This is a genomic window from Pseudomonas sp. R15(2017) (assembly GCF_002112685.1).
GTDB lineage: Bacteria > Pseudomonadota > Gammaproteobacteria > Pseudomonadales > Pseudomonadaceae > Aquipseudomonas > Aquipseudomonas glycinae.
In genome coordinates, this window is record NZ_NEII01000033.1 from 1 (window position 1) to 537 (window position 537).

Genomic DNA, 537 nt, shown 5'->3' on the forward strand with positions numbered 1-537 from the left:
AACGGTCACGGTGCCGGTGGTTTTACCAGCGTCGATGGTGATGACCGAGCCATTGCTCAAGGTTACGGTCACCGGGGTGCCGGCAGGATTGGTCAGGGTTGCGGTATAAACAATCGAACCGCCTTCGGCCACTGAGCCAGTCGCGGTCAGCGACAGGTTGGTGGTGTCGATGGTGTCGGTGACTTCAGTCACCGCCGGAACGGTGCTTGGAACGAGATTTTCGAAGTTGCCGCCGGACGCATCCTTGATGGTCACTTCGACTTTGCCGGCATCTTTGTAAACGTCATCGGCAGGTGCTGGAACGGTCACGGTGCCAGTGGTTTTACCCGCTTCAATCGTGATGACGGAGCCGTTGCTCAACGTCACGCTCACCGGCGTACCCGCAGGATTGCTCAGCGTCGCGGTGTAAACGATCGAACCACCCTCGGCGACGGTGCTAGTGGCGCTCAGGGTCAGGTTGGTGGTGTCGGCAACGTCGGTAACCGTGGTCGAAACCGGAGTCTTGTCGGCCACCAGATTTTCGTAATTACCGCCGGA

The 537-nt window shown here is 59.0% G+C and carries 1 protein-coding gene; it reads right to left on the reverse strand.

What is annotated here, in order from left to right:
- A partial coding sequence (locus CAF77_RS28705; RefSeq protein ID WP_176244027.1) for an immunoglobulin-like domain-containing protein occupies positions 1-537 on the reverse strand: 537 nt, incomplete at both ends.